The sequence below is a fragment of the Butyricimonas faecihominis genome (genome assembly GCF_033096445.1).
Classification (GTDB): domain Bacteria; phylum Bacteroidota; class Bacteroidia; order Bacteroidales; family Marinifilaceae; genus Butyricimonas; species Butyricimonas faecihominis.
In genome coordinates this window covers 4678386-4698634 of record NZ_AP028155.1, presented here as the reverse complement: position 1 = coordinate 4698634, position 20249 = coordinate 4678386, and the positions used below count along the sequence as shown (strand labels likewise).

14 protein-coding genes and 1 pseudogene are annotated in these 20249 nt (G+C 42.9%); 11 read left to right on the top strand and 4 right to left on the bottom strand.

Translation table 11 applies throughout. The features are described 5' to 3' along the window. Nucleotides 1-7: 7 nt before the first annotated feature. Together R8806_RS19450 and R8806_RS19445 are read right to left on the bottom strand one after the other, a co-directional pair. The gene (locus tag R8806_RS19450) at nucleotides 8-1483 is read right to left on the bottom strand and encodes a RagB/SusD family nutrient uptake outer membrane protein (RefSeq protein WP_167513954.1); all 1476 of its coding nucleotides are present in this window, start codon (nucleotides 1481-1483) and stop codon (nucleotides 8-10) included. 12 nt (nucleotides 1484-1495) lie between these two features. After that, nucleotides 1496-4606, bottom strand: a complete 3111-nt coding sequence (locus tag R8806_RS19445; protein WP_317146605.1) for a SusC/RagA family TonB-linked outer membrane protein — start codon at nucleotides 4604-4606, stop codon at nucleotides 1496-1498. Nucleotides 4607-5457: 851 nt separating this feature from the next. On the opposite strand from R8806_RS19445, the gene R8806_RS19440 reads away from it, so the two are divergent. The 3 genes from R8806_RS19440 to R8806_RS19430 all read left to right on the top strand — a co-directional run bounded on the left by R8806_RS19440 (nucleotide 5458) and on the right by R8806_RS19430 (nucleotide 9844). Next, nucleotides 5458-6225, top strand: a complete 768-nt coding sequence (locus tag R8806_RS19440; RefSeq protein WP_183312887.1) for a response regulator transcription factor — start codon at nucleotides 5458-5460, stop codon at nucleotides 6223-6225. Nucleotides 6226-6320: 95 nt separating this feature from the next. After that, nucleotides 6321-7679, top strand: a complete 1359-nt coding sequence (locus R8806_RS19435; protein ID WP_151412223.1) for a Fic family protein — start codon at nucleotides 6321-6323, stop codon at nucleotides 7677-7679. A 104-nt stretch (nucleotides 7680-7783) separates the two neighbouring features. After that, on the top strand, nucleotides 7784-9844 hold the full coding sequence (locus R8806_RS19430) for a HelD family protein (protein ID WP_124317720.1): 2061 nt from the start codon (nucleotides 7784-7786) through the stop codon (nucleotides 9842-9844). On the opposite strand, the gene R8806_RS19425 is transcribed toward R8806_RS19430, so the two are convergent. Then, nucleotides 9834-10310 carry a YbaK/EbsC family protein gene (locus tag R8806_RS19425; protein ID WP_124317721.1) on the bottom strand — a complete coding sequence of 159 codons (477 nt, stop codon included), beginning with the start codon at nucleotides 10308-10310 and terminating at the stop codon, nucleotides 9834-9836. The genes R8806_RS19430 and R8806_RS19425 overlap by 11 nt on opposite strands. A gap of 114 nt (nucleotides 10311-10424) precedes the next feature. Continuing rightward, a complete protein-coding gene (locus tag R8806_RS19420; RefSeq protein WP_124317722.1) occupies nucleotides 10425-10736 on the bottom strand; it encodes a hypothetical protein in 312 nt (103 codons plus the stop codon). Nucleotides 10737-10904: 168 nt separating this feature from the next. Between R8806_RS19420 and R8806_RS19415 the strand changes: the two are divergent. From R8806_RS19415 to R8806_RS19380, 8 genes and pseudogenes are all read left to right on the top strand, one after another. After that, nucleotides 10905-11201: pseudogene (locus R8806_RS19415) on the top strand (tyrosine-protein phosphatase); the annotation flags it as partial. A gap of 45 nt (nucleotides 11202-11246) precedes the next feature. Continuing rightward, nucleotides 11247-12695: a bifunctional metallophosphatase/5'-nucleotidase gene (locus R8806_RS19410; RefSeq protein WP_124317724.1), complete on the top strand. Its 1449-nt coding sequence runs from the start codon at nucleotides 11247-11249 to the stop codon at nucleotides 12693-12695. Between the two features lie 309 nt (nucleotides 12696-13004). Next, nucleotides 13005-13550 (top strand): RNA polymerase sigma factor, encoded by a 546-nt coding sequence (locus tag R8806_RS19405; RefSeq protein ID WP_124317725.1) that lies wholly within the window; start codon nucleotides 13005-13007, stop codon nucleotides 13548-13550. 11 nt (nucleotides 13551-13561) lie between these two features. Then, nucleotides 13562-14149: a Spy/CpxP family protein refolding chaperone gene (locus R8806_RS19400; RefSeq protein WP_151412224.1), complete on the top strand. Its 588-nt coding sequence runs from the start codon at nucleotides 13562-13564 to the stop codon at nucleotides 14147-14149. Between the two features lie 71 nt (nucleotides 14150-14220). Next, a complete protein-coding gene (locus tag R8806_RS19395) occupies nucleotides 14221-14514 on the top strand; it encodes a hypothetical protein (protein ID WP_124316666.1) in 294 nt (97 codons plus the stop codon). A 27-nt stretch (nucleotides 14515-14541) separates the two neighbouring features. After that, entirely contained in the window at nucleotides 14542-17379 is a 2838-nt protein-coding gene (locus R8806_RS19390; protein WP_124316665.1) for a TonB-dependent receptor, read from the top strand. 20 nt (nucleotides 17380-17399) lie between these two features. After that, a complete protein-coding gene (locus tag R8806_RS19385) occupies nucleotides 17400-18587 on the top strand; it encodes a DUF4876 domain-containing protein (RefSeq protein ID WP_124316664.1) in 1188 nt (395 codons plus the stop codon). Nucleotides 18588-18613: 26 nt separating this feature from the next. Continuing rightward, a complete protein-coding gene (locus R8806_RS19380; protein ID WP_124316663.1) occupies nucleotides 18614-20200 on the top strand; it encodes a DUF6850 family outer membrane beta-barrel protein in 1587 nt (528 codons plus the stop codon). The last annotated feature ends 49 nt before the right edge of the window (nucleotides 20201-20249 follow it).

Genomic DNA, 20249 nt, shown 5'->3' with positions numbered 1-20249 from the left:
TTACTATTTAACGATTAGCGATTTCCCCGGAAGGTAACGGCAACACGTAACGCTCTTCCCGAGCTTCATAAGCATTTGCATCATTCCCGTTCTCATCGCTGAGGAGATGGGCATACAACCGTTTGTACATGAAGAATATCTGTCCTTCACCCATGAACTCCCGCAAATATTCCATACGCAAACGCTTCATGAAATCCTCATCCGAAACCACGGTTAAAGCACTCAAACCTCGGCGCTCCCGCATTTTATTCAACCACTCGTATTTATCTGCCAGCACGGGTTCACACTCGGCCGCGATATAATACACCTCGCTCAACCGGATCAACGACATGAAAACGGCATAAAAATACTCGGTCTCTCCCGCTTGAGTAGGTTTAGCAATCTCCTCGTATTTGATAAAGTCATATCCTCCTTCGTTCTCGTTAGAAGCTGTACGCCAGCACGATTGAAAACGATAATCCTGCGTTTCTTCCGCGAAAAGGTTCGCATTCACGTAATTCTTCCGGGGGTGCAGGTAATTCGTTCCCGCCTGTTCTGAACTGAAATAAGTAGTATGAATATCGGCCCGATCTTTCACATAGATTCCGGCCAACACTTCTGTCGAGAACACCCGATCCGGGTTATCCTGATTCGCCAGAAGTTTATTGGGATCAACAGCCGGGAAATATTCATCCACTTTCGAATCGGTCAGTAATTCACGAGCCACGGCCAAAGCTTTCGCCTCTTCTCCCGCGTACAGGTACACCCTCGCCTTCAATGCCAGCACGGCATAATAATTCATCCGCAACTGGCGATAACGCAAATACACATCCTCATCCCCCTCCTGCGAAGCCATCCGCCCGCCTTCAATCACGGGGTCGCTATCCACCAGCATACGCTCAGCCTCATCCAAATCCCGCAGAATCTTCTCATGTAGTACAGAATCAGCCGTCAACAACGGCAAGGCTGATACTCTCGATGACTCGTTGTAAGGGATCGACTCCATCTCCGGATGAAGTTTGTAAACCGGACCGAACAAACGTAACATATCAAAATGCAAGAAGGCTCGGAGAGCCAGCATTTCTCCTTTCAACATCCGGTATTCAGCAGGCAACAACACGCCATCGCTCTTTTCAAGATTATCCAACACCACGTTACAATTCAATATCGTGTTGTAAGCCTCAGTCCACGTGTTCGATAACCCGGTCTGCACCGAAGCCTCCGTGTAATCGAAGGTACTCAACGCTGTCAAGTACGTGTTTGATTGCAACGGTGCGTACCGTTTCGAGATCACGTCCACCAACTCGTAAGAAAGATTTTTCCCGTAAAGAGCCGTGGAGGCCACCTTGTTATATATCCCGTTTACCGCCGTGTAGAATCCGCCTCTCGTCGAAAACAACTGTTCCTCAGACTGTTTATCCTTGGGCTGAACATCCAGAAAATCCGAACATCCTACACCACACACGAGTACAACCCCGATCCAAATGATATTCCATAATTTCATAACCATTCATCTTTAAAAATTAAACGAAAGTCCTGCCTCCATACTCCGGGCAAAAGGATAGGCAATTCCTCGCTCGGACCGGATGGTCGATGCCCGGAACACGTCACGCATGGATGCTTGAATCTTCAAACTACTTAACCCTAATTTTTTGATCCATCCGTCATAGAACTCGTATCCCACGTAGATAGATTCCAAGGTCAACACGTTCTCTTCCTGCACGAAACGGGAAGACATCGGGGTCGTCTCCGCACTGGCAATATCCTTGAAATGCACGATGTCCCCCACTTCCTGCCAACGCTCGTACAACGCCCGCTTGTCCTGATTCTTGTTCAGATCATTTCTCGAAATATTTTCCACCTTGTTATAAAGAGCCTCGTTGAACACGTCAGCCCCCATCTGGTAACGGAAATTCAAGCTCACGGAAAATCCCTTCCAATTGAGCGATGAACCAATCACGCCCTCCACGTCCGGGCGGGTATTCCCGCAAATCACCTCGTCATCATACGAGAAATCGTACGTGTAACTCCCGTCCTTGGCATAAAACAACTCCTTCCCGTTCGAGGGATCAATCCCCGCGGACCTTACCGCCCAAATATCATCCGGGTCGGCCCCGTCATAATACCTCACCGTGTTTTCTCCCTTTCCACTGGCATTCAGAGAGGAAAGCTTGTTCCCGATCTTGTCAATCCGGGTTTTCTGCGTCCGCACGTTCGCCCGTACCATCCACGAGAAGCGTTTCTCGAAATCTTGGAAAATAAAATAGGACACCGATGCCGTCAACCCCTGCGACACCTGTTCTCCCGCGTTCGTCATGTAAGTGGATGTTCCGGAAGAAAGCGGTGTACTTACCTTGATCAACAACGGGTCGGTCACCTTGTAATAGTAATCTGCCGTCAACGAAAAGCGTTTATTAAACAACGTCACGTCCAAACCGATATTCTTATCCACCGTGATCTGCCATTCCAAATCGGGGTTTCCGATCTGCGACAATTCCGCCCCGATCCCGAAGTAGTTCATGGAACCAAACTGGAACGAGTAAGTCAACAAGGATTGCGCGGAGTCAAAACTCTGGTTCCCCGGATTTCCAATAGAGGCCCGCAGTTTCAATATATTAATCCATGCCACGTGATCCATGATAAACTTCTCCTTGTGCAAGTTCCAGCCCAACCCGACCGACCACGTCGTATTGTATCTCCGGGAAGTACCGAAAACCGATGAACCGCTCGTCCGCAGGCTGAAATCCATCAAGTAACGATCGTCAAAAGAATACCCCGCGTTGAAATAACCGTTCACGGAACGGGAAACCGACTCGTAGTATGCAGGAGTCCCGTATTCCGGGTAGCCGTTCGAAAAAGAGGGGTAAGAAAAATCTCCGTCCGGGAATCCTACCGCAGAATACCCCTGCGTAAGCGATTTATTGCTGGAAATATTTCCCCCGGCAACCAAGTTAATCCTGTGTTTTCCCAGTACTTTCGCGTACGTGACACTTAACTCCGCCTCAACTTGATTTGTTCGGACGTTATTTGAATGAAACTCTCCCTTTTTAGTAGTTTCCACGTTCTCATATCGGGTATCATTCCGGGAATAGAACTTCTCCGTGTCATCATTCCCGTAAGTCAATCCCAACCGGGCACGTACCCGCCATTCCGTCGTGGGGAAATATTCCGCCATGAAATAATTGTTCAACAAGAGATTACTTCCCTTATCCCGACTATTTTGGCTCGCGTTCCACAGTGGATTCGAAGCTTTGAAGTAATCATTATATTCCAACCATTTATCCACCGTTCCCTCGTCATTATACTTTTTGTAATAAGGATTCGCCGCAGCATACGCGCTGAATGCCACGATCGGGTTCTTGAAATGAGTTGAGGTCAACGAGAATTTGTTAGAGAACTGGAATTTCGACATCCGGTAAATCAAGTCGATATTGCCACTGATCACATCCCGCTCCGACTTTTCCATCACCCCGGAAATCCCGTTGTATCCCGCTCCCAAGCCGAACAGGAAATTCCCCTCGCCTCCCTGCACGTAGAGTGAATGTTTCTGGTTCACTCCTACCCGTAAAGGTTCAGCCAACCAGTACGTGTTTACACCACTCTCGATTTTCTTCAATTTCTCGTTATACAAACGGGTTAATTCCACCTCGTTCGTCGTGGACCAATTCACCGGATCATACCTCCCTGCCAATAATTCAAATTCCAGCTTTTCCCTTGAATTCATCAAGTTATAACTCGACAAATCGGGCATCGAGAGATTCATGTTTCCGGTATAACTTACCTGCAATTTCCCGGCCTCCGGTTTCACCGTTTCCACCACGATCACCCCGTTAGCCGCCTTCGAACCGTAAATGGCCGTCGACGCCGCGTCTTTCAAGATCGTGATCGAGGCCACCCGGTTTATATCCAAATCATTAATCGCTGCCAACGTTGACTCAAACCCATCAAGGATAAACAACGGCTGGTTCGGGTCGGCATCTAGCTCGTCCCGTAAACCTAACATACTCGACTTTCCCCGGATTTCCATGTTCGGCAAACGGTTCGGGTCCGACCCGAACTGGTTATCCTCGATAATGGCGAAAGCCGGGTCCAGCGTCTTCAAACTTTGCAGCACGTTCTGCGTACCCATCGTTTTCAACTCGGCAGCCGAGTAAGTGGATGCCGATCCCGTGAAACTTTCCTTCTTACGCGTGAAGATACCCGTCACCACCACGTCTTCCAGTTTCACGTCCTCTTCCCGCAACACGATCGTCAACTCCTTCTGTTCCACGCCCGCTTTCAACCGGGGAATCCTCACGTCCTCCGTCTTCATCCCGATAAAGGAAACGACTAGCGTGGCCGTGTCAGCCGGGATCAATAACTTGAACTTCCCATCTACATCAGTGGCTGTTCCCATTGATGTTCCTCCCAGACGTACCGAAACTCCCGGAATGGGCTGCTTTTTCTCGTCTATCACCTTTCCCCTCACTTCCCGGTTTGCCACACGAGTGGAATCCACCGTCCCGGCCCTCGTCAATAGCGGAAAGCCCAACAATAAAATCATAAATAACCGGATTGTCACGGTTACCGTCCTTCGATCCGACAGTAACTTTCGCTTAAAAACATTCCTGTCATAAGTTTTTTTCATAACTTTGATTGTTAATTAATTGATAAGATTGATTACATAAAGGGATGGTATTCAAAGTTTTCCAGGCAGAGGATACCTCCCTTTTCTATTCTTCCGTTGCTTTTCTCAACGTACTTTACTCTAACTATTTCATTTTATTCTCATTTCAGTTAAACGATTACAATTCCGCTCCATCATGACAACGATGGCACAACAAACTACCCCTTTGTCATTCAAGATAAGGATTCTATAAAAACTGATGAAGAAATACAAAGATCTGAACATTCCCGGCCCACAACACGAATGTTCGTCACGCCGATCTCATTACAAACTAAATGGTTCCTCTACACCACTTGTCTAACAACAAAGTCAAAAGAATTATTAAAGCCGGATTCCCCCTTTTACACGCAGAGATACAATTACGATTTACCTCCATAAGCCTTTTTTATTAAAGATTAGAGCGAAAAGAAACGGTTCCGCCTGTCCCGCTGTCTAACACCTCAAGGGCTGTGGGTGCATTACACACTCCATCACGGGGGTTCGGAACCGCCGTATGGAGATAGCAGGCATAAAAAATGCCCGCTACATTGTGGCAGGACTCCCCGCCCTTGAGTATGTTAGACATCACAAATATAGTAACATTTTTATAAAAAACAAATATCACTCCACAATTTAACCATCCAAAATAAAACAATATAGCAGCATTCATTACTTCTATAAAATAATCATATCTTATTCCTTAAAATTCGATAAAATCACAGACCACCCAACTTGTTTTCTCAATAGAAAAACTAGTTCATTTATGAGGAATCTTTGTTATATTTGTATTAGAATCATCTCAAGTTTTTTTAATCCATTAGCAATAATACAGCATGAAGCCAACCAATATCACTCGGGAAGAAATGTGGGCCAGACAACATTTATCGATACATGACATTGATTATGCCGCGTGGGAACGGGATAAAGCCATGCTCCACCAGATGGCAAAAGTAAATCAGAGTTGCACGTTTGTTGTTGATGTTTACAAGAGTAAGTATGTATATGCCTCCTCTAATTTCGCAGATTTACTAGGATATGATTCAAACAAAATTGCCACATTGGAAAGGCAGGGAGATTATCTGGAATCCCGGTTCCATCCAGATGACTTCGATCAATTAGTGGATTTACAAATCAAACTGGGACAATTCATTTATAGCCTGCCCGTGGAACAACGAAATGATTATTGCAATATTTACAGTTTTCGGGTACGTAACGCCAAGCAACAATATGTAAGGGTAACCAACAGATTGCAAGTTTTGGAACAAGGACTTTCAGGAAAAGCATGGCTTATACTAGGCAACATGAGTATTTCTCCGGATCAGAAGAATTCAGAACAAGTTGACTGTACCGTTCTCAATCTCAGAAACGGAGAACTATTTTCCCCGGCATTATTATCCTCCCCGACCATCCATCTGACAAAGCGGGAAACGGAAATATTCCACTTGATTCAAAAAGGCTTACTAAGCAAAGAGATTGCCAACAAACTCCAAATCAGTATTCACACGGTAAACATTCACAGACAAAACTTACTACACAAACTGGAAGTACAGAATTCCATCGAGGCTATCAACAAAGGGATCGAATTAGGGCTATTGAAATAATTCGTATTTGTCATCATTTCTATTGACTAAACAGCTACAAAATAGTATCTTTGTAAGAAACAAGAATCATGATCTTTAAAGCTAATATCAAGTTTATGAATTCCGAGACAAACCGCATAGAATACAAACAAGAACTCACTGATGATTTAGAAAAAGAAGCCGTAGCCTTTCTCAATTACCCGGAAGGAGGGGTACTCTATATCGGAATTGAAAAAACGGGTACAGCAATCGGAGTTATTGATATTGATAGCGATATGCTCAAAATCAAAGATCGTTTGAAAAATAACATTACACCATCTTGTATGGGGTTATTCGATATCGCGACGGAAAATATTGATTCAAGGGATGTAATAAAAATTACATTTGCCAGTGGTCCGGAAAAACCTTATTATATAAAAAAGCTTGGAATGTCAGAAAAAGGCACATTCATCCGAGTCGGGACTGCAGCAGAACCAATGCCTGTAAAAATGATTGAATCACTCTTTGCCAAACGAATCCGGAACTCTATTGGCAAGATAAAATCACCCAATCAGAATCTTACTTTTGAACAATTAAAGATATATTACGAGGGGGCTAACAAAGCATTAAATCAACAATTTACATCAAACCTTGAATTGCTCTCTGAAGAAGGACAATATAATTACGTGGCTTATTTATTAGCCGACTTGAATGGAATGTCTATAAAAGTTGCCAAATACGAAGGGGTTGATCGGGTAGACCTAATGGAGAATAATGAATACGGTTATTGCTCGTTGGTCAAAGCGACGAAGCAAGTATTAGACAAGATCAACGTGGAAAATAAAACCTTAGCAAGGATTACCCCAAAAGAACGAGAGGAAAAAAGATTATGGAATTCCGTCGCCCTACGAGAAGCGGTAATTAACGCCATCGTACACAACGATTATACTTCAGAAATACCTCCTAAATTTGAATTTTTTGATGACAGAATAGAAATCACTTCATTTGGAAGTTTACCACAGGGTATGACCGAAAAAGAATTCTTTGAAGGATATTCCGTACCCCGCAACAAGGAATTGATGCGAGTATTCAGAGATTTGGATTTAGTAGAACATCTAGGCTCAGGAATCCCCCGTATTTTAAGGAGTTACGGAAAAGAATGTTTCAAATTCACAGAGAACTTTTTACGCATGACATTCCCAGCTTTAGAAAAGGTTACCCCCCAAGTCACCCCGCAAGTCACCCCGCAAGTTACCCCGCAAGTTACCCCGCAAGTCAAAGAACTTTTAAAAGTATTGACGGGAGAGATGAATCGTTTAGAACTCCAAGAACAACTAAATCTTGCAGATAGAGAACACTTCCGGCGAAGTTATTTAAAACCTGCACTAGAATATGGTGTTATCGAAATGACAAAACCAGATAAACCCAACAGTAGATCTCAAAGATACCGCCTAACAGAGCAAGGGGAACAAATAAAGAAAGATTACAATAGATAAATCAAACTCATTAAATAGCTATAAATAACTATTTCCCCCTCCACGTTGTTGCATTAACTTTGTTCCTCTTTTCGCACAATTTTAATTAAAACAACTAGGAGTCTATGGTATTCAACAAAACGGAAGAACAGGAAAAAGAATATTTACGACAGATTATCAACACTATAAACGATTCGATCAATAACACGGACAAATCCGTCAAGGAACACGTTGACACGTTACAAGAGTACAAGGAATATCTGTGGTCGAATAAAGACATCGATCCACACGAGATACGCTCCATGAGAGAAAGCATCCTACGTCATTTTGCAACAGGCGAGAGCGTCATTGATAAACGCAAACGACTGGGAAAGATTCTGGATATTCCCTATTTCGGACGGATAGATTTCACGGAAAAGAAAGAGGGATGCGAAACAATGGCATTATATATCGGGATTCACACGTTCTATGACCCCAGCCAAAAAGCCAACCTAATCTACGATTGGAGAGCGCCTATATCCAGTATGTTTTATGACCATGAACTAGGGAACGCATCCTATTCTTCCCCCTCCGGAGAGGTTGACGGAGACATTTCCCTCAAAAGACAATATCGTATCCGCAAAGGTAAGATGGAGTACATGATCGAGAGTTCATTGACCGTTCACGATGATATCCTGCAAAAAGAACTGAGTTCCAATGCCGACGATAAAATGAAGAATATCGTGACCACGATACAACGGGAACAAAACCGGATTATCCGAAACGAAGAAGCACAAACGCTCATCATTCAGGGAGTGGCAGGATCAGGGAAAACATCCATTGCCTTGCATCGTATCGCTTATTTGCTTTACACGCTAAAAGGGGAAATTACTTCAAAAGATATTCTGATTATCTCCCCGAACAAGGTTTTCGCCGACTATATCTCGAACGTCCTCCCGGAACTCGGCGAAGAAACGGTTCCAGAAACCAGCATGGAACAAATCCTTTCGGGGGTTCTCGATAACAAATACAAATACCAAAATTTCTTTGAACAAGTAACAGAATTACTAGATAAACCGACACCGGAATTTATTGAACGGATTCAATACAAAGCTTCCTTTGATTTCATCTCGCAATTAGAAAAGTTTGTTCTTTACATGGAGAACAACTATTTTAAGGCAACAGATGTCAAACTGACCAAACATATTACCGTTCCGGCCGAGTTTATCGATGAACAATTCCGACGGTTCAACCGTTACCCGATGCGCCAACGTTTCGAGACGATGACGGACTATATCTTAGAAATGATGTCTTTGAAACATTATTTCAAAGCGACAACTGCCGAAAGGAACCTGTTGAAAAAGGAAATTCAAAAGATGTTTGCCGGGAACAACGACATTCAAGTTTACAAAGACTTTTTCACGTGGATCGGGAAACCCGAAATGTTCAAAATGCGCAAGAACCGTACGCTGGAATACGCAGATCTGGCCCCCTTGGCATATCTCCACATAGCGTTAGAGGGCACTCCTACCCTTTCCCGGGTCAAACACCTTTTGATTGACGAGATGCAGGATTACTCACCCATACAATACAAGATCATTCAGAAACTTTATCCTTGTCGGAAAACGATTCTCGGGGATGCCTGTCAATCGGTAAACCCTTATGGGTCATCAACCGCCGATATGATTCAGAAAGCATTTGTCACGGGAGAAGTAATGAAACTCTGCAAGAGTTACCGATCCACGTTCGAGATCACGAGTTTTGCACAAAGAATTCAAACGAACGAAGAACTGGAAGCCATCACCCGACACGGGGAAGAACCAACTGTCCTCTCTTTCAAGAATTCGGAAGAAGAACTTTCCGCCATCTCGGAATTAATTGTCACGTTCAGAACGTCGACTTACAAATCATTGGGGATAATATGCAAAACCGAGATGCAAGCACAAGAAATCACAGAGAAACTCAAATCGTACACGGACAACCTCTATTTCCTATCCCATCAGAGTACGGCTTTCGCTAAAGGAATCATTGTCACCTCATCCCACATGGCAAAGGGGTTGGAATTCGACGAGGTGATCATTCCGCAAGCGAACGACACCAACTACAACACGCTTATAGACAAAAGTATGCTTTACGTTGCCGTGACAAGAGCCATACACAAACTAACCATCACGCATTGGGGCAAACCCAGTCGATTTATTCCTTAGACCAATCCTTGCACACGTCAATCCACTCCCGGGAACGGGAACAATCCTCCAGTTCTTTGATAGATAACTCAACCGCACTGTTACTTGTCCCCGCAGCCGGGTAAACAATCTCAAAGCGTTTGAGCGAAACATCCAAGAATACACGAGTTTTCTCCGGAACAACAAAAGGGCAAACTCCCCCGGGCGCGTGTCCGACATATTGTTCCACCAACTCTCCCGGTATCATTTTCGCTTTTTGATGAAAATGTTCCTTGTATTTTTTATTATCAATCCTCGCATCCCCGGCCGTAACGATCAATATTGGTTCCTCCCCCAACAGGAAGGACATGGTTTTAGCAATACGCTCCGGTTCACATCCCACGGCAACAGCCGCTTCTTCCACGGTGGCACTCGATTGAGCCAATTCATGCACCCGTTGCCCTAAACCCAAGCTATCAAAATATTGTTTTACTTGTTCCAATGACATAACAATTCCTCTGTAATTATCGTCTAGCAAAGATAAAGTAAAAATAATTGCAATAGAAGTAATCTAAAAATAATCCCGGGTTCAAGCCCGGGATTAACTGCAAAATCCAATTTATTACTTTTGAGAAGTAATTTCAGTTAACAAAAGACTCTTATCAGACTGTTCTTTCACGTTCACGATGATTTTCATTTGTTCAAAGAATCGTTTTATTTTCTCGTCAATACCGGAGACGTAAATCATTTTTATACCGCAGTCCACTAACCACTGGATAAAATAATTCATATTCCGATTTTTCACTTCACTATTCTTTATAGAAACGACCTTATCATCTTCTGTCGTAATTGTAGATACTTTAATCGCCTTTTTCCCGATATTTTCACCGAGGTGGCAGAGTTGGTTATCTTCAAAAAACAAAGCTGCTTTCATAACTTTATTTTAATGGTTTATATCATTATTATCACAAAAATCACACCAGAATTATACGAATGAAGAACAATAAAAGTTTATTTTTATTCTTTAATACATCTCGGTTTTTTCTAAAGAATTTCCCCATCTTTGTAAAGATCAGGAAAATAAAATCTCCCCCTCTTTTTTCACTGTTCTGCCGGGAAAGACCGCACGGGTATGGGAGTCGCTCTGATATTATATGCCTTGGGGATTAATGAACAAACCATGATGGAAGATTACCTCGCCTCTAACGTTTACTTGAGCGATAAATATGCCAAAGAAATCGCCATCCACCCAAATCTAAAATCTGTACTCACTGTCAAGAGAGAGTTTCTGCAAGCCGAACTAGACCAGATCAAGACAACACTCGGTAGCGTGGAAAAATTCCTAAAAACAGTACTTGAAGTAGATATTTCGGCATTTCGGAAACAATTTTTGTACTAAGAATTCTACTTTTGAATTATCTTTGTCGCTTGAAAATACAATGATATGAATCACGATTATTTCAAGCATATATTCTTATACATTATTCCTTTATGGATAATACTCATTTCCGGGTGTAAAAATATCGGGGAAAAAGAGATCGTGATCATATCAACCAATGATATACACGGGAGAATCGAACAATTCCCCAAGTTGGCCACTTTCGTGGAACGCATAAAGACGAAACACCCGAATGTCATTCTAGTGGATGCCGGGGATCGCTTCACGGGCAACCCATACGTGGACCACGCGCAAGAAAAGGGTCTACCCATAATCTCATTAATGAACGATCTGGGTTACGAGATCGGAACGCTAGGAAACCACGAATTCGATTTCGGACAAAAAATCCTTCGTGCCAGAATTAACAATGCATCCTTCCCGATTGTGTGCGCTAACATCAATTCTTCCCGGAGCGAATTAGACAGCATTCCTCCTTATCACGTAATCGAAAAAGATGGCATCAATCTAGGTTTTATTGGCCTTGTACAAACAGGTGTAGACCAAATACCAAGCACGAACCCGGAGCATTTGAAAAATCTTACTTTTGACGATTATCTCGACAAGGTAAAAGATTACAGATCACTCAAGCAACAATGTGACGTGCTGATAGGCCTCACTCACCTCGGGATCGAGGCTGACTCCATTTTAGCGACACAAATGCCGGAACTGGATATCATTATCGGGGGACATTCCCACACGTTACTAGAAACTCCGAAAGAGATAAATAACGTCATGATCGGTCAAACTGGACTCAAGCTGCAATACGCAGGTTTGACCATATTAAAATTCAAAAAGGGCAAGCTCACCGAACGCTCCTATCAATCCTGTTTGATTGATACAATTACACAGGTTGATCCTTACATAGCACGGAAAGTTAACTCTTTCATGGAGCAACCCGAATTTAAAGAAGTCATCGGGGCAACCTCCCTCCCGTTCAAATCTCAAGAAAGTATCGGTAATATCGTGACCGATGCCATGCGATGTTCAGCTGCATCCGACCTTGCCTTTTACAATCAGGGTGGCATTCGTCTTTCCGAACTTCCTCTAGGAGACATCACGCTGGAAACCATCCTCTCCATAGAACCCTTCGGTAACCATATCGTTATTCATGAATTATCCTTGGCTGACATAAAAGCGTTAATACTAAATCATTTCAACCAAGGGGATCATATGATCGACCTATATGTATCACCCGGGAATTACACGATCATCCAGGACCAACAGGGAAAGGGAATAAACGTCATTTTTAAAGACCATCATGGTAGACCACTCGCAGAAAAAAACACCTATAAAGTCGCACTCAATAATTATGTAAGTATTGAATATGATTTTCCAGACAAAGGGAAAGGGCTACATACGGATATTTCCGTAGTAAATGCAATGGTTGACTTTATCCGAACAAATTCCCCTCTCGCTCCAACGGATAAGCGCACTTATCTATCATCCGTTAAATAACACAATCGCAAGACAGGCCTTACACGGTGCCGGAGTGAAATGTTTTTCTCTATTTTAAAAAACGTTCAATAAATGATACATTAAAAAAAGGATGGTAAATAATTATCTAAACACAAGTCCTTTAATGCAGTTTGTTGACAATCAGCATATATTAAAAATGAATGCCGTTGTTTGAAGATTCAATATTTTCACTATATTTGAGATCAATAAATGAACGTTTAATGATATTACACCATTTGTTGTAATACCATTTTACCTGTATGGATTGAGTGATATTTCCCCGGGCGGGAAGTGCGATAAAATCTTGGAATGGGCGAGAAAGAGATGATAAAAGCGATACTTGAAGGTGACCAGAAAGCCTTTAAGCTATTGGTTGACACCTATCAGTTGATGGTTGTCAACACTTGTCATGCTTTCGTACACGATCGGAATGAAGCGGAAGATATTGCCCAAGACGTTTTTATCCAAGTCTTTGAATCTCTAGGTAAGTTTAGATTTGAAAGTAAATTATCCACGTGGTTATACCGGATAGCAGTGAACAGGTCTATTAATCACTGCAAATCTCCCAGGGGACGAGCCATAAAAGTCGATATTGAATCATGGAAACAACAAGAGGTGGCACAATCGGTTGAAATGCCACAACAACAGTTATTGGAAGAACAGGAACAACTGGAATTATTACACCGGGCTATCGACCGACTTCCTGAAAATCAACGCACGGCGCTAATTTTAAATAAGTATGAAGAACTTTCATACAAGGAAATTGCAGAGGTCATGGGGGTTACTCTCTCCTCCGTGGAATCACTTCTTTTCCGTGCGAAAAATAATCTTGAGAAAATATTCAACACGAAATAAAAGACATTGTCATGAAAAAGATAAATAAAAAATATTTGATTTACTGGGTGAACATTATTCTGCTAATGTTGAATACGGCACTCCTCGTATTCTTTTGTTTTACCCCCGAAAAAACAATATATAAGAATGAAGATTCCACCATTTCTAATGAATTCCTTCGCAAAGAATTGGATTTCACGGATGAACAATATAAACTCATTAATGAATTGGATTCAATCGTCTTGAGAAGGCATCAAACCGTTTTAAAACTACTCTGTCAAAGACGCTATCAGATGTTGAACGAACTGGCAAAGCCCAACCCTTCCTTGGAAGAGCTCAACAAAATAGCCACGTCCGTGGGACATTTGCATAAAGCATTAAAAACACAAACGGCTCGTCATTTACTCAATATAAAAAAGGTATGCACCCCGGAACAATCAAAAAAACTCGAGAAAATGTTCATCGATTTATTGGAGATCAACAAACATTGTGCGGAATGTGCAGAAAAATGCACGGATCAAGAAAAATGTAAAAGATGTCCTAAGTTCCATCATTACAAGAACATAGAATCCGATTCACTAGAAATAAACAGGGATTCTATAAAAAATATTACGAAATAATGAAAAAAAGTATCTTGCCAGCGCAAGTTTTTAAAATAAAGTCTGTCATATAACCAAAGAGAGAGAAAATCATGAAAGTTGAAGAGATCATCGAAAAGGACAAGGTAAGGGAAGTGCGTGAGGACTTTTATAACGGGATCATGAAAAAGATGGCCCGGAATAAAATGGATGATGCCGGTCCCGTGATCCGCAAAAGACACCTAGGCATGAGCATTGCCGCGGGAATTGCACTAGGCATTCTGGTGGGCAGTATACACCACCACATGCACAAGACCGATCGGCAAGTGGCGATGCAGGAGTGGCTAGGAAAGTATAATATTAACGACACTAAACTTGAATGTATTGAGGACAGACTTTTTAATTAAAAACAGCTAAACCTACAAGATCTTACTATGAGTTTGAAAAAATTGTTTTTTTTAAGCACGGTCATCTTTTTGATCGGGCATATGAACCTGTTTGCCCAATCTGAAAAGGTCAGCCTATCCGGAACGATACAAGACGCAAAATCCGGTGAAACACTACCCTTCGTCGTGGTCAATATCAAGGACTTAAATCTATGGACCACGTCTGACATTAACGGAAAGTTTTCTTTTAAAGACGTAAAAAAAGGAGAATATACTCTAACCGCATCCTGTCTCGGCTACAAAGATTATGAAATGAAAATTAATCTGAGTAAAAATATTGAAAAATACATCCTAAAATTAGAGGAACAAACCCTAGCTCTAAAAGAGGTCACCGTGACCGCTACAGCCGGGAACAAGTTAAACAGTTCTTCCTCTATTAAAAAAGCAGCATTGGAACACGTGCAGGCTTCCAGTATCGTGGACGTGATGCAATTGTTACCCGGCTCGCTGACCGTCAATCCAAACTTGAACGACATCTCGAGACTGACTATCCGTGACGTCACGGGGAAAGACGCCACCAATGCTTTCGGGACAGCCGTAATCGTTGACGGGGCAAGAATGTCAAATGACGCCAATATGCAAATGGCCTCCACGGCCCTATCAACCCAAGGAATAAGCACGTCGGCAGGAACCGGTATTGACGCCCGCCAGATAGCTGTCGATAACATCGAGTCTATCGAGGTAATCCGGGGAATCGCTTCTGCCGAATACGGGGACTTGAACTCGGGAGCCGTGATCGTTAAAACAAAGGCAGGAAAATCACCTTTGGAGGTTCGTTTCAAGACAGACCCAAAAATCAAACAGGTCTACGCCGGTAAAGGTTTTGCCTTGGGAGAAAATAAAGGATTTCTAAATATTGACGCTGATTACGTGCAATCACAGAATGACATTCGTACCCCGGCAAAGTCTTACAACCGATTGACCGCGCAAATCGGTTATTCCAACGTGTTCAACCCGCAGGGAAGAGCCTTTAGCCTAAACGCTAAATTTAAAGGTCTGACCACACTGGACAAACAAAAAAGTGACCCGGACAAGCAATCCGAAGAAAAGACAAAAGTTGAAAATCAGGAAATCAGCTTGAATATATACGGTAACTGGATGATAAACAAGGCGTGGCTAACCAGTCTGAAATACACCGTAGCCGGTTCCTTGGGAAAACAATATAACTGGGACCACGAACAACATACAACCGTCGGGGCCGCCAACACAAATTCCATGGAATCCGGGGAACACGTGGCAGGTTTCCTCCCCTACGAATATTACAGTGACTTGAAGATCGAAGGAAAACCCGTTTACGCACAAGCCAAATTAACGGCTAATATCTCCGGCAAATACGGGATTTTCTACAATAACTTCATGTTAGGTGGCGAGTGGAGTACGAAAGGAAATGAAGGTAAAGGGAAAAGTTTCGACCCGAACAACCCGCCGACTCAAAATATACGCCCCCGTTCATTCAAAGATATTCCCTATATCAATGAATACAGCGGCTTCGTTGAGGACAAAGTAAAAATTGAAATGGGTAAAAGATCATTAGAACTTTCTGCCGGAAGTCGGTTCACCAAAATTGACACCAAAGGAGCTGATTTTGACGTGATCGTAGACCCGCGTTTTAATGCCCGACTAACATTATTTGAAAATATCTGGAACAAGAAAGGCTGGCAAAGCCTGAGCATTCGTGCCGGATGGGGAATCCAGCATAAAATGCCGACACTTGCCTACTTGTACCCGGACCCGGCTTATATCGACAAAGCTAGTTTCTCATTCAAAGACGATGCCAATGACCATAAATTAGCCGTGATTACCACGAATGTGTTCGAAACGGACAACGATCGCCTGAAAATCCCGAAAAGTAACAACTTCGAGATCGGCGTGGACTTCAAGGTACTCAATGTCAATGCCAGCCTAGCCTACTTCAAGGAAAAATTGACCAATGGATACAATCAAGCCGGTTATGCAGTTCCTTACCAATACCGGGAATACAACTACAGTTCCAGCCTGACCAACCCGGAATACGTGAACGGGGAAGTCGTGGAAAACGGGACACCCGTGGGTTACCGCACCTTGCAAACGTTCGGGGTTTTCCAACGCCCGGACAACGGGATCACAACCGACAAATGGGGTATCGAATACTCCCTTGATTTCGGAAAGATCGACGTGATCAAAACATCGATTCTCGTGGACGGAGCATTTTTCCATACCAAATCATTCGACAATAGTCTTAAAATGAGTTATGAATCCCGATACATAAATAATGAACCTTATCCTTATGTTGGATTATACGTGGGCGGAAACACTGTCGGAAACGGGAATCTCTATCAACGTTTGAACACGAACCTACGTCTCGTAACCCACATCCCCCAATTGCGTCTTGTTTTCACGTTAGGAGCCCAATGCGTGTGGATGGATAAATCAAAAGCCTTATCCAAATACCAAGGACAATGTCTGGCCTACATGAAGGATGACGACGGAAACATCGTCGAAGGAAATGTGGAAAAAGACAAAACCTATAACAAGTATATTAATCCGGTAGCATACATGGACCGGGATGGAGCCATCCACCCGTTCACGGAAACGGAAGCAAACGATCCGGTATTCCAACACATGATCAAAAGCGGTAAATCCACCTATTTCGTGGAGGATTCCCTTGACCCGTACTTCATGTTGAATCTGCGCATGACGAAAGAAATCGGAAGGTTTGCCTCTCTTTCTTTCTATGCAAACAATTTCACGAACGCAAAACCTTGGAGATATTACAAATCCAGTGGTTCTGACTTTAGAGTAAACAGCGACATCAGCTTTGGTGCCGAAATCAGTCTGAAATTTTAACGGATAAAAAAGGAATAAAGATGAAAACATATCATATACTTACGCTTCTGGTCATATTCCTTTTCACGGGATGTCTGAAAGAAGAAAAAATGAGTATCGGAGCCCTAATCAAGGTGAATATGCCGGAAGGTTTTGAAAACACCAGCCCGGAAGGGATTGACGTGAAATTATACAGCACGACATCAGGTCTGACCTACACGAGCAAATGTGATGCCTCTGGTATCGCCACGTTCAACGTGGAATACGGTTTTTACGAGGCTGTTGCCCAACACCGGGAAAGGGGAGAAAACACGATCGACATCTTTAACGGGAGAATGGAGCGAATTGTACTGAGTGAAGGGACAAAAGATGGGGATACTTACACGATAAACCTGACTCATGCCAAATTACAACAATTAATCATCAAAGAGATTTACTACGCCTCCTGTAAAAAAGATGATGGTAAAAATTATGGAAAAGATGCTTATATGTCAATCTACAACAATTCCGACGAGATCGCCTATCTGGACAGTCTTTGTATCGGAACCGTAAACCCTGTCACGAGTACCAGTCCCAGTAACTTCACCAAACCGGACGGAAGTTTATGGGATGAAATTCCGCTATTCATGATGGCATGGCAATTCCCCGGAACAGGCACAGACTACCCCTTACAACCCGGGGAAGAAACGATTATCGCACTTAATGCCATCAATCACGTGGATATTGCCTCGCAATCCGTGGATCTTTCCAAAGTTGGTTTTGCATTTTGGGACCCGCTGTTGACAGGAGCATCCGTTCCCGCACCGGGAGTTGAACCATTAAAAATGATATGGAGAAATAGTGGTAATGCATTTACCATCAGCTTGACAGGCCCGGCTATGGTCATTTTCAAAATTCCAACATCCGAAGCAATCAGCGCACAAGCCTATGCTGAAGATCCCGGAAATATTCAACAAGATCCGGTAAAACCTTCCGCAACAATGAAATTTTTGATGATTCACAAGGATTGGGTAATCGACGGTGTTGAATGCGTGACAAGTGCCAGTAAAGCAAATAAGCGAATCCCTAATAACATCGATGCAGGATTCACTTATATACCGACAAGTTACCTAGGGAATTCCGTTTGCCGAAAAGTGGATGAAGTTGTCGATGGCAGGACCATATACATGGACTCCAACAATTCCAGCGAGGATTTCGAAGTAGTTCCGAATACATTAAAAAACAGATAGACGAACTGTATCTAAAAATGAAGATTATGAAATTCAAAAAAATATATACACTTGGTCTGGGTCTACTCATCGCCGGGATGTCGGCCGTAAATGCCCAAACCCAAGACAACGAGAAGATTTTTTACCGGATGGATCGGGTCAAAGCGAACAATCCTTGGACGAAGTCTTTAAACTACGCTGGATTAACGTTCAACGAAAATCAGGATTTCACCATCGTAGAAATCGACTTTCAATATGGAAAAGGTAGTTTTAGAAATGTGAATGCCCCCACGGCATCCAATAAAACAAACTTGCAAACAGAATCCTTCCGAAGATTGAATAAAGTATTCTTTTACGGGAAATTCAGTTTTGACTACATGAACCGCCTGAAAATGGGATGGTGTAACGTTATCAACCCGTATCGCTCTCCAATATTCTTTGCAGACAGCATGCCGGGACGTCAGACCATGGAAACTTACATTCTGGAAGGCGGCATCGGCTACATGATCGGAAAACACTGGAGCATCGGGGCTAAAATCGATTACCTGACCGCCAGTAACGCCAAGAAGAAAGACGCCCGTAACAAGAACACGTACATGAACTTGAAAGTATACCCGGGAGTAGTTTACCGATCCAAATATTTGAACTTGGGACTGAATTTCATTTATCAGAAGGAGACTGAAAACATTGATATCAGGACAATCGGAACAGGCCGGACACCGGAACTTCTTTCCGTCGAGGGATTGTGGTTCTACACGTCAGAACAGGTGAGTTCAACCGTAAGCATCATCCGGGACATTCGGGATGAAGCGCTAGGAGGTGCCGCACAAGTGGAATTCCATACCCACCGGACCCGATTCTTTAACCAATTCTCCATGCTGGAAAAAAAGCAGGAGATTTTCAAAGCGAACTATAACAAAGAGCGCGGAGGTGAAATGAAACAACGTGCGTACAATTACACCGGAGCATTTAATGTCAGCGGAGAAAAGTACAGCCACTACATTAACCTGCAAGCCAATTTCTCAAATATGCTAGGCTACGAGAATATCCAGCAAAAAGAAGTCATAAACCAAAATAGCACTTGGACACAATTCGGAAAAAAGAATAAATCTTCCATCGAATCCTCCGTTTATGACGTAAACTATAACCTGTTTCGCAATCGCACCGCATATAACAGTTGCTGGAATGCACAAATTGGCGCCAAAGGCTTTTATGCAGAAAGAGAATACCGGCTATATCCAGCTAAATTCCAACAAATATTGAGAAACACCGAAGGTTATCTTTCATTCGAGAAGAATTTCCTTTTCAAAAAAGGGATGTTGGATTGCGGCATAAACGGGGCCTACACCATCGGGGGAGGCACGATGTTAAAAATGAAACAAGAAGCCGAAACCGGCTTGCCGAATATCGACGCATACCCGCAACGAAAAGATTTACTGGAACAGGAATTCGAGTATATCACATCGGATAAAATAGCCGGAGGAGTAAACGTTCGCTACACTTATTTCCTCAACAAGGAGAAAGGGATGAACCTGTACGCTATCGGTAATGTCAATTATAAAAAGTCCACCAGCGGCCTGTATGACGGTAAAGACTGGACAACGTTGCAAGCCACGATAGGACTATCATTCTAGGGGATCAAAAACAACAAATATCAAAAAAGAAATGAGCAAGATTAAGAAA

What these genes read in the sequence shown, in the direction of transcription:
- R8806_RS19450 (WP_167513954.1), bottom strand. Translation starts at nt 1,483, where the DNA reads ATGAAATTATGGAATATCATTTGGATCGGGGTTGTACTCGTGTGTGGT.
- R8806_RS19445 (WP_317146605.1), bottom strand. Translation starts at nt 4,606, where the DNA reads ATGAAAAAAACTTATGACAGGAATGTTTTTAAGCGAAAGTTACTGTCG.
- R8806_RS19440 (WP_183312887.1), top strand. Translation starts at nt 5,458, where the DNA reads ATGAAGCCAACCAATATCACTCGGGAAGAAATGTGGGCCAGACAACAT.
- R8806_RS19435 (WP_151412223.1), top strand. Translation starts at nt 6,321, where the DNA reads ATGAATTCCGAGACAAACCGCATAGAATACAAACAAGAACTCACTGAT.
- R8806_RS19430 (WP_124317720.1), top strand. Translation starts at nt 7,784, where the DNA reads ATGGTATTCAACAAAACGGAAGAACAGGAAAAAGAATATTTACGACAG.
- R8806_RS19425 (WP_124317721.1), bottom strand. Translation starts at nt 10,310, where the DNA reads ATGTCATTGGAACAAGTAAAACAATATTTTGATAGCTTGGGTTTAGGG.
- R8806_RS19420 (WP_124317722.1), bottom strand. Translation starts at nt 10,736, where the DNA reads ATGAAAGCAGCTTTGTTTTTTGAAGATAACCAACTCTGCCACCTCGGT.
- R8806_RS19410 (WP_124317724.1), top strand. Translation starts at nt 11,247, where the DNA reads ATGAATCACGATTATTTCAAGCATATATTCTTATACATTATTCCTTTA.
- R8806_RS19405 (WP_124317725.1), top strand. Translation starts at nt 13,005, where the DNA reads ATGGGCGAGAAAGAGATGATAAAAGCGATACTTGAAGGTGACCAGAAA.
- R8806_RS19400 (WP_151412224.1), top strand. Translation starts at nt 13,562, where the DNA reads ATGAAAAAGATAAATAAAAAATATTTGATTTACTGGGTGAACATTATT.
- R8806_RS19395 (WP_124316666.1), top strand. Translation starts at nt 14,221, where the DNA reads ATGAAAGTTGAAGAGATCATCGAAAAGGACAAGGTAAGGGAAGTGCGT.
- R8806_RS19390 (WP_124316665.1), top strand. Translation starts at nt 14,542, where the DNA reads ATGAGTTTGAAAAAATTGTTTTTTTTAAGCACGGTCATCTTTTTGATC.
- R8806_RS19385 (WP_124316664.1), top strand. Translation starts at nt 17,400, where the DNA reads ATGAAAACATATCATATACTTACGCTTCTGGTCATATTCCTTTTCACG.
- R8806_RS19380 (WP_124316663.1), top strand. Translation starts at nt 18,614, where the DNA reads ATGAAATTCAAAAAAATATATACACTTGGTCTGGGTCTACTCATCGCC.